General features: G+C 58.8%; 8 protein-coding genes. 4 read left to right on the top strand and 4 right to left on the bottom strand.

Going from position 1 to position 8,218, the window contains the following annotated elements; all coding sequences use genetic code 11:
- Positions 1-214 precede the first annotated feature (214 nt).
- The 3 genes from rdgC (at position 215) to sugE (ending at position 2,680) form a co-directional block, all read left to right on the top strand.
- Entirely contained in the window at positions 215-1,135 is a 921-nt protein-coding gene (gene rdgC / locus QRN31_RS26400) for a recombination-associated protein RdgC (protein ID WP_045061665.1), read from the top strand.
- Positions 1,136-1,280: 145 nt separating this feature from the next.
- Positions 1,281-2,246 (top strand): bile acid:sodium symporter family protein, encoded by a 966-nt coding sequence (locus tag QRN31_RS26395; RefSeq protein ID WP_285435534.1) that lies wholly within the window; start codon positions 1,281-1,283, stop codon positions 2,244-2,246.
- Positions 2,247-2,365: 119 nt separating this feature from the next.
- The gene (sugE, locus tag QRN31_RS26390) at positions 2,366-2,680 is read left to right on the top strand and encodes a quaternary ammonium compound efflux SMR transporter SugE (RefSeq protein WP_222585330.1); all 315 of its coding nucleotides are present in this window, start codon (positions 2,366-2,368) and stop codon (positions 2,678-2,680) included.
- A 108-nt stretch (positions 2,681-2,788) separates the two neighbouring features.
- Here sugE and QRN31_RS26385 read toward each other — a convergent pair whose 3' ends face one another.
- The 4 genes from QRN31_RS26385 to QRN31_RS26370 all read right to left on the bottom strand — a co-directional run bounded on the left by QRN31_RS26385 (position 2,789) and on the right by QRN31_RS26370 (position 7,264).
- On the bottom strand, positions 2,789-4,663 hold the full coding sequence (locus QRN31_RS26385) for an MFS transporter (protein ID WP_285435532.1): 1,875 nt from the start codon (positions 4,661-4,663) through the stop codon (positions 2,789-2,791).
- A 98-nt stretch (positions 4,664-4,761) separates the two neighbouring features.
- Positions 4,762-5,913, bottom strand: a complete 1,152-nt coding sequence (locus tag QRN31_RS26380; RefSeq protein WP_285435531.1) for a TDT family transporter — start codon at positions 5,911-5,913, stop codon at positions 4,762-4,764.
- 104 nt (positions 5,914-6,017) lie between these two features.
- Positions 6,018-6,329 carry a cupin domain-containing protein gene (locus QRN31_RS26375; RefSeq protein WP_090181722.1) on the bottom strand — a complete coding sequence of 104 codons (312 nt, stop codon included), beginning with the start codon at positions 6,327-6,329 and terminating at the stop codon, positions 6,018-6,020.
- Between the two features lie 35 nt (positions 6,330-6,364).
- Entirely contained in the window at positions 6,365-7,264 is a 900-nt protein-coding gene (locus tag QRN31_RS26370) for a LysR family transcriptional regulator (RefSeq protein WP_285435529.1), read from the bottom strand.
- Positions 7,265-7,424: 160 nt separating this feature from the next.
- Here QRN31_RS26370 and QRN31_RS26365 point away from each other — a divergent pair, with 160 nt between their 5' ends.
- Positions 7,425-8,174 carry an SDR family NAD(P)-dependent oxidoreductase gene (locus QRN31_RS26365; protein WP_285435527.1) on the top strand — a complete coding sequence of 250 codons (750 nt, stop codon included), beginning with the start codon at positions 7,425-7,427 and terminating at the stop codon, positions 8,172-8,174.
- Positions 8,175-8,218: the final 44 nt, after the last annotated feature.

Genomic DNA, 8,218 nt, shown 5'->3' with positions numbered 1-8,218 from the left:
CCGCCGACCCTCTGCTTGTAAGGCAGATGCTCTCCCAGCTGAGCTAATCACCCTTCACTTTCGGTGTGGCGCGCATTCTACGGAGCGACCACATCGCTGGCAAGCACTTTTTTAAATAATTTTCTCAGGCCTTCCAAAGGCTTAGCGAAGGGTTGGCCTATGGCTTCGCTAAGAGAATAATGCCCCCCTTTGTATATAAGGAGAGACTCACCCCATGTGGTTCAAAAACCTGCTTATCTATCGCCTGACCCAAGATCTGCCTTTTGATGCCGAGGCGTTGGAAACTGCACTGGCCACCAAACAGGCGCGTCCATGTGCAAGCCAGGAGTTGACCACCTACGGTTTCGTCGCGCCATTCGGCAAAGGCGAAGATGCTCCGCTGGTGCACGTCAGCGGCGATTTCCTGCTGATCTCCGCCCGCAAGGAAGAGCGCATCTTGCCAGGCAGCGTCGTGCGTGACGCGGTGAAGGAAAAGGTCGAAGAGATCGAGGCCGAGCAAATGCGCAAGGTCTACAAAAAGGAACGCGACCAGATCAAGGATGAAATCATCCAGGCGTTCCTGCCGCGCGCCTTTATCCGTCGCTCGTCGACCTTCGCCGCCATCGCGCCGAAACAGGGCCTGATCCTGGTCAACTCGGCCAGCCCGAAACGTGCCGAAGACCTGCTCTCCACCCTGCGCGAAGTGATCGGCACACTGCCGGTACGTCCGTTGACCGTGAAAATGTCGCCGACCGCCACCATGACGGAATGGGTCACCACCCAGAAAGCCGCGGACGACTTCTTTGTGCTGGACGAGTGCGAGCTGCGTGACACCCACGAAGACGGCGGCATCGTGCGTTGCAAGCGTCAGGACCTGACCAGCGAAGAAATCCAGCTGCACCTGAGCACCGGCAAAGTGGTCACTCAGCTGTCGCTTGCCTGGCAAGACAAGCTGTCTTTCGTCCTCGACGACAAGATGGTGGTCAAGCGCCTGAAGTTCGAAGACTTGCTGCAAGACCAGGCGGAACAGGACGGCGGCGAAGAAGCCCTCGGCCAACTGGACGCCAGCTTCACCCTGATGATGCTGACGTTCGGCGACTTCCTGCCGGCGCTGGTTGAAGCATTGGGCGGTGAAGAGACCCCGCAGGGGATCTAAAAGGCTGTTGATCTCTACTGTGGGAGCGAGCCTGCTCGCGATGAGGGCCTGACAATCAACATTGAGTTGACTGACACTCCGCCATCGCGAGCAGGCTCGCTCCCACAGTTGTTTTGTGGTGCTACTTAATAAAAAGGATCAGACCATGCGCGCACTGGCTGCATTGAGTCGTTTTGTCGGCAACACCTTCGCTTACTGGGTGCTGATTTTCGCGGTCGTGGCCTTTGCACAACCGACGTGGTTCATCGGCCTGAAAGGCGCAATCGTGCCACTGCTGGGCCTGGTGATGTTCGGCATGGGCCTGACCCTCAAACTCGAAGACTTCGCCGAAGTCGCTCGCCACCCGTGGCGCGTGGCCCTGGGCGTGGTTGCGCATTTCGTGATCATGCCCGGTGTGGCGTGGTTGCTCTGCCAGGCATTTCACTTGCCGCCGGAAATTGCGGTCGGCGTGATTCTGGTCGGTTGCTGTCCAAGCGGCACCTCCTCGAACGTCATGACCTGGCTGGCTCGTGGCGACCTGGCGTTGTCGGTGGCCATCGCGGCGGTCACCACCCTCCTCGCGCCACTGCTGACACCGGCGTTGATCTGGTTGCTGGCTTCGGCCTGGTTGCCGGTGTCCTTCATGGAGCTGTTCTGGTCGATCCTGCAAGTGGTGCTGCTGCCAATCGTGCTCGGCGTGGTTGCCCAGCGCTTGCTCGGCAGCCGGGTTCGTCATGCAGTGGAAGTGTTGCCGCTAATTTCGGTGGTGAGCATCGTGATCATCGTCACCGCCGTGGTAGCCGCCAGCCAGGCGAAAATTGCCGAGTCGGGCCTGTTGATCATGGCCGTGGTGATGCTGCACAACAGCTTTGGTTACCTGCTGGGCTACTTCACCGGACGGCTGTTCAAACTGCCGCTGGCGCAGCGCAAATCCCTGGCGCTGGAAGTCGGCATGCAGAACTCCGGTTTGGGCGCTGCGCTGGCCAGTGCGCATTTCTCGCCACTGGCGGCGGTGCCTAGCGCTTTGTTCAGCGTCTGGCACAACATTTCGGGCGCGCTGCTCTCGACGTATTTCCGCCGTATGAGCGAAAAAGAAGACCGTAGAATCGCTGCTGAGCAGGCGGCGGACTGACCCGAAAACTTGATCCCCGGATCAATGATGGGCACTCTATCGCCCAACGCGAGGACGACCTCGCGGCTCGATCGATTCATTAATCTGGGGACGACCCCGTCAATCGATGGAGGTCTCTCATGTCCTGGATCATTCTGTTTTTCGCCGGCCTGTTCGAAGTAGGCTGGGCCGTCGGCCTGAAATACACCGACGGTTTCAGCCGCCCTCTCCCGACTGCACTCACCGTCGCCGCCATGGCCATCAGCCTCGGCTTGCTGGGCCTTGCCATGAAGGAATTGCCGCTGGGCACGGCCTATGCAATATGGACTGGAGTGGGCGCCGTGGGCACAGTGATCGCCGGGATCATTCTGTTTGGCGAATCCATGGCGCTGTTCAGGCTGGCCAGCGTGGCGTTGATCGTTGCCGGGCTGGTTGGGCTCAAGGTCAGCGCATAGTTTATGGACCGCCATCGCGAGCAGGCTCGCTCCCACACTGGATATGTGTTGTTCACAAATCCCTGTGGGAGCCGGGCTTGCCCGCGATGAGGCCCTGACATTCACCGACTATCTAACAGTCCCGCGCAACTCGCCAACCATCGCCTGCAACTTCGCTGGCTCCGCCGCTTCGACCGCCACCGCCGGTCCCGCCACCAACGTCACCCGCGACCACAACCGACGAAACAATCCCTTGCCCGGATCGCGGCTGAAAAAACTCCCCCACAATCCTTGCAACGCCAGTGGAATCACCGGCACCGGTGTCTCTTCGAGTATCCGCGTCAGCCCGCCCTTGAACTCGTCGATCTCGCCGTTGGCGGTCAATTTGCCTTCGGGGAAGATGCACACCAGCTCACCATCCTTCAGGTATTCAGCGATCCGTTTGAAGGCTTTTTCGTAGATTTGAATGTCTTCCTGACGTCCCGCGATAGGAATTGTCCCGGCGGTGCGAAAGATAAAGTTCAGTACCGGCAGGTTGTAGATCTTGTAATACATCACAAAGCGAATCGGCCGACGTACTGCGCCACCAATCAGCAACGCATCGACAAACGACACATGGTTACAGACCAGCAAAGCTGCGCCTTCATCGGGAATCAGTTCCAGGTTGCGATGCTCCACGCGGTACATGGAATGGCTGAGCAGCCAGATCATGAAACGCATGCTGAACTCGGGAACGATGCTGAAGATGTAGGCGTTGACGCCGATGTTCAGCAGCGACACCACCAGAAACAGCTGCGGGATCGACAGCTTGACCACGCTCAGCAGGACAATCGAGACAATCGCCGAGACCACCATGAACAGAGCGTTGAGAATGTTGTTGGCGGCAATCACCCGCGCGCGCTCGTTTTCGGGAGTGCGCGACTGGATCAGCGCGTACAGCGGCACAATGTAGAACCCGCCGAAAATCCCCAGCCCCAGAATGTCGATCAGCACCAGCCAGGCGTGGCCAAAACCGAGGACTTCGATCCAGCCATGGCCATTGACGCTGTCCGGAATACCGCCCGAATGCCACCACAGCAGCAGACCAAACACGGTCAATCCGAACGAACCAAACGGCACCAGACCAATCTCGACTTTGCGCCCCGAGAGCTTCTCGCAGAGCATCGAGCCCAATGCGATGCCGACCGAGAACACCGTCAGAATCAGTGTCACCACGGTCTCGTCACCTTGCATCCACTCCTTGGCATACGCCGGGATCTGCGTCAGATAAATCGCTCCGACAAACCAGAACCACGAGTTGCCGACGATGGACCGCGACACGGCGGGCGTTTGCCCCAAACCCAGTTTCAACGTGGCCCAGGACTGGCTGAAAATGTTCCAGTTCAGGCGCATTTGCGGCGATGAGGCCGCCGCCCGCGGAATGCTGCGACTGGCCAGGTAACCCAGCACCGCGACACCGACAATCGCCGTGGAAACGACAGGCGCGTAATGACTGGACGACATCATGATCCCGGCGCCGATGGTTCCGGCGAGGATCGCCAGGAAGGTGCCCATTTCCACCAGGCCGTTGCCCCCCACCAACTCTTCGTCACGCAGGGCTTGAGGCAGGATCGAATACTTCACCGGCCCGAACAGTGCCGAGTGCGTGCCCATGGCGAACAGCGCCACCAGCATCAGCGACAAGTGATCGAACAGAAAGCCGACGGCGCCGACCGCCATGATGGCGATCTCCCCAAGCTTGATCAGACGAATCAGCGCGTCCTTGGCGAATTTTTCCCCGAACTGGCCGGCCAGCGCCGAGAACAGAAAGAACGGCAAGATGAACAGCAGCGCACACAGGTTGACCCAGATCGAGCGGTCACCCTCGATCGTCAGCTTGTACAGAATGGCGAGGATCAACGACTGCTTGAAGATGTTGTCGTTGAATGCCCCGAGGGACTGTGTCACGAAGAACGGCAGGAAGCGCCGGGTGCGAAGTAAAGTGAACTGTGAGGGGTGGCTCATCTTCCATGTGTCCCTGATGTTAGGTGAAGCGTGGCGTGGAATTTGTTATTGGAATGTCGTACATCGATCCAGGCCACACATTACCTAATCTTTGCAGGTTATTTGTTTAATCCTGCAATGCACGGCGAGACAAACAGCTCGCCGCGCCACGCGCCTTGTACGGTCCGTTTCGAGACGATCAGCCACATCACCGCCAGCATCGCCACCAGCACGCAGCCAAAGACACTGAAAAACGTCAGGTTCAAAGTGCTGCCCAGTTTCAATGTCGCCAGAGAATAGACGCCCAGCGGGAAGGTGAAGCCCCACCAGCCGAGGTTGAAAGGAATGCCGGCGCGCAAGTAACGCACGGTGATCAGCACCGCCATCAGCATCCACCACAAGCCGAAGCCCCAGAGAGTGATGCCGGCCACCAGCCCCAACCCCGCAGCCATTTCGCCCATGCCCGGCAGGCCGTTGGCCGCAAAGATGGCGGGCGCATCGGCACCCAGCAGCAACATGCCCAATGCCCCGGTGCCAATCGGACCGAGCGCCAGCCAGCTGGAGGCGGCCATGTTTTCGTGAGGCAATTTGTGCAGCGCCATGCGCAGCAACAGGATGGTCAGAATGCTGAACGCCACCGGCAGGGAAAACGCCCAAAGCACATAGCTGGTCACCAGCATCACCAGTTGCGAATGGGCATCGGCCAGGTGCGGCGCCAGCAAACCACCGCTGGCGGCGGCCACCTCTGCTGCGACTACAGGCAACAGCCAGACGGCGGTCATCTGGTCGATGCTGTGTTCCTGGCGGGTGAACATCATGTAGGGAATCAGCACGCCGCAGGCCAACGACAGGGCCACATCAAGCCACCACAGCACTTGCGCGACATGAATCACGCCGCTACCCCAGCGCGGCAACCCGAACACCAGAAAGCCGTTGATGATCGTCGCCAACCCCATGGGAATGGTGCCGAAAAACATCGATACCGTGGAGTGACCGAAAATCCGCCGGGCCTCATCAAAGAACAGCACCCAGCGTGCTGTATAGGCTGCGGTAAAGAGTGCGAACAGCAGAATGTTAAATAGCCACAACCCCTCGGCTATGGCATGCAGGCCGGGCATGGCAACGGGCAGTTGCGCCAGCGCCAATGCGAGCACGCCCGTGCCCATGGTCGCGGCGAACCAGTTCGGAGTGAATTGGCGGATGGCCTCGAGCGGGTGCTGCAAATGGCTGAGCGGTTTAAAACCGAGGGTGTTGCTATTGGGGCAGGTCATGGCGAATTCCTCTCCTCTTGTGAGGTGGAATTCATGGTAGATCCGAATCGAATATCTATATAACGGGTAATATCTCTAACTGTTATCTGTTTTGCAGATATACGTCACACGCTGCCTTCGGATTCGATCACCAGGATTCTCGCTGCGCCCAGCGGATGAGCGACGTGTTCGGTGCCGACAGACGCATAAAAGATATCGCCAACCTCCAACAGCGCCTGTTTTTCCACGCCCTCCTCGCGATAACGCATCTGCACTTGCCCATCCAGCACCACAAACACTTCCTGACCGTCATTGACGTGCCATTTGTAGGGCTGATCGGTCCAGTGCAAACGCGTGGTGATGCCGTTCATGTTGGCGATATCCAACGCGCCCCAGGCTCGGTCAGCGGTGAAGGATTTGCTGCGAATGATCTTCATGGGACGCTCCGTTGATATGAGTCGCGGCGCCAAGACTAATCCATATCGGCAAACAGCTGCGCCAGCCAGTCGATAAATACCCGCACCCGATTGCTCTGATGCCGATTTGGCGGGTACAGAACATGGAATGGATACCGCGGTGGCCGCCAGTCCTGGAGTATCGGCACCAGTTCGCCACGCTGCAGGTGCGCCTGCACGGTATAGGTAAACGTATGAATGACCCCCAGCCCTGCCACCCCGGCAGCCAAGTGGGCATTGCTCTCGTTGACCGTGAAAATTCCCGGCCCGCGAACCTCCAGCTTTTCCCCGTTACGCTCGAAACGCGCCGGCATCACCCGCCCGGTGCTGGCTGAGTGGTAACTGACGATGTGATGATTTTTCTCAAGGTCTCGCGGATCGCTCGGGAGGCCAAAACGTTGCAGATACTGCGGCGATGCACAGGTGGTCCATGACGACATCCCTAACGGTCGCGCAGCCAGGGACAGCTCGGTCAACGGCCCGCCACGAATCACGCAGTCGACGTTTTCGCTGATCAAGTCCACAGACCGGTCGCTGACGCCCATGTCGATCTGAATATCCGGATAGCGCGCGTAGAAATCCGGCAACGCGGGAATGATCAGAAGGGTCGCCACCGAGCCTCCCACGTCGACGCGGATCTTGCCGCGCGGATGACCTTGGGCGCTGGCGAAACTGTTGTCCAGGTCATCTAGCTCCACCATCAGTTGCATGGCACGTTCGTAATAAGACATCCCGTCCGCCGTCACGGTGAGCCGGCGGGTGGTGCGTTGCAGCAGCCGCGTACCGAGGTGTTCTTCCAGTTCGGCCACCAGTTTGCTGACTGAGGTTTTCGGCAGGTTCAACGAGTCGGCGGCTTTGGTAAACGAGCCGGCTTGCACGACTCGGGCAAAGACACGCATGGCCAATAATTGATTCATCACAAACCCTCAAGGCGACGTGCCCTGAGTATTGTCCACAACCATGTACAAACAAACCCGATTCAGATGATTTTTCGGCCGAATCTTTGGGCATAGAGTTTGTTCAACGGCGCACAACATGGCCGGCAAATTCCTAAACGACTCACCGGAGATTCACACCATGAGCAGCACACTCAAAGGCAAAATTGCACTGATCACAGGCGGCACCACCGGCATCGGCCTGGCGTCGGCTCAAGCCTTCGTCGATCAGGGCGCCACCGTCTTCATCACCGGACGCCGTCAAGCCGAACTAGACGCAGCGGTCGAGTGCATCGGCCACCACATCACCGGGATTCAGGGCGACGTGGCGAACCTTGCCGACCTGGACCGGATTTTCGAAGTGATCAAGGCGAAGGCCGGCCATCTGGACATCGTGTTTGCCAACGCTGGCGGCGGAGACATGCTGCCACTCGGCGCTATCACCGAGGAGCATTTCGACCGGATTTTCGGAGTCAACGTCAAAGGCCTGCTATTCACCGTGCAGAAATCCCTGCCACTGCTCAAGGACGGCGGTTCGGTGATCCTCACCGCATCTACTACCGCCACCAAAGGCACGGAAAATTTCAGCGTTTACAGCGCCAGTAAAGCTGCGGTACGCAACTTCGCCCGCTCATGGTTGCTGGACCTGAAAGCCCGCAGGATTCGCGTGAACGTCATCAGCCCCGGCCCGATTCACACCCCGGGCCTGACTGAACTGGCACCGCCGGATCAGCAGCAGGGCTTGCTGGATTTCCTGGCCAGCCAAGTGCCGATTGGCCGCCTTGGAGCGCCATCGGAAGTGGGGAAAGCAGCGGTCTTCCTGGCCTCGGATGACAGCAGCTTTATCAACGGGATCGAGCTGTTTGTCGATGGCGGGTTCGCGCAGATCTGATCGCTGCCAACAAAAAACGCGGCGCCTTGAAAGGCGCCGCGTTT

Source organism: Pseudomonas sp. fls2-241-R2A-110 (genome assembly GCF_030209165.1).
Classification (GTDB): Bacteria; Pseudomonadota; Gammaproteobacteria; order Pseudomonadales; family Pseudomonadaceae; genus Aquipseudomonas.
Note: the sequence above shows the minus strand (reverse complement) of the source record. Positions and strands in the feature narration are given on the sequence as shown.

Excerpts from the sequence above, each read along its gene's own strand:
- rdgC (WP_045061665.1), top strand. The coding sequence starts at position 215 with ATGTGGTTCAAAAACCTGCTTATCTATCGCCTGACCCAAGATCTGCCT.
- QRN31_RS26395 (WP_285435534.1), top strand. The coding sequence starts at position 1,281 with ATGCGCGCACTGGCTGCATTGAGTCGTTTTGTCGGCAACACCTTCGCT.
- sugE (WP_222585330.1), top strand. The coding sequence starts at position 2,366 with ATGTCCTGGATCATTCTGTTTTTCGCCGGCCTGTTCGAAGTAGGCTGG.
- QRN31_RS26385 (WP_285435532.1), bottom strand. The coding sequence starts at position 4,663 with ATGAGCCACCCCTCACAGTTCACTTTACTTCGCACCCGGCGCTTCCTG.
- QRN31_RS26380 (WP_285435531.1), bottom strand. The coding sequence starts at position 5,913 with ATGACCTGCCCCAATAGCAACACCCTCGGTTTTAAACCGCTCAGCCAT.
- QRN31_RS26375 (WP_090181722.1), bottom strand. The coding sequence starts at position 6,329 with ATGAAGATCATTCGCAGCAAATCCTTCACCGCTGACCGAGCCTGGGGC.
- QRN31_RS26370 (WP_285435529.1), bottom strand. The coding sequence starts at position 7,264 with ATGAATCAATTATTGGCCATGCGTGTCTTTGCCCGAGTCGTGCAAGCC.
- QRN31_RS26365 (WP_285435527.1), top strand. The coding sequence starts at position 7,425 with ATGAGCAGCACACTCAAAGGCAAAATTGCACTGATCACAGGCGGCACC.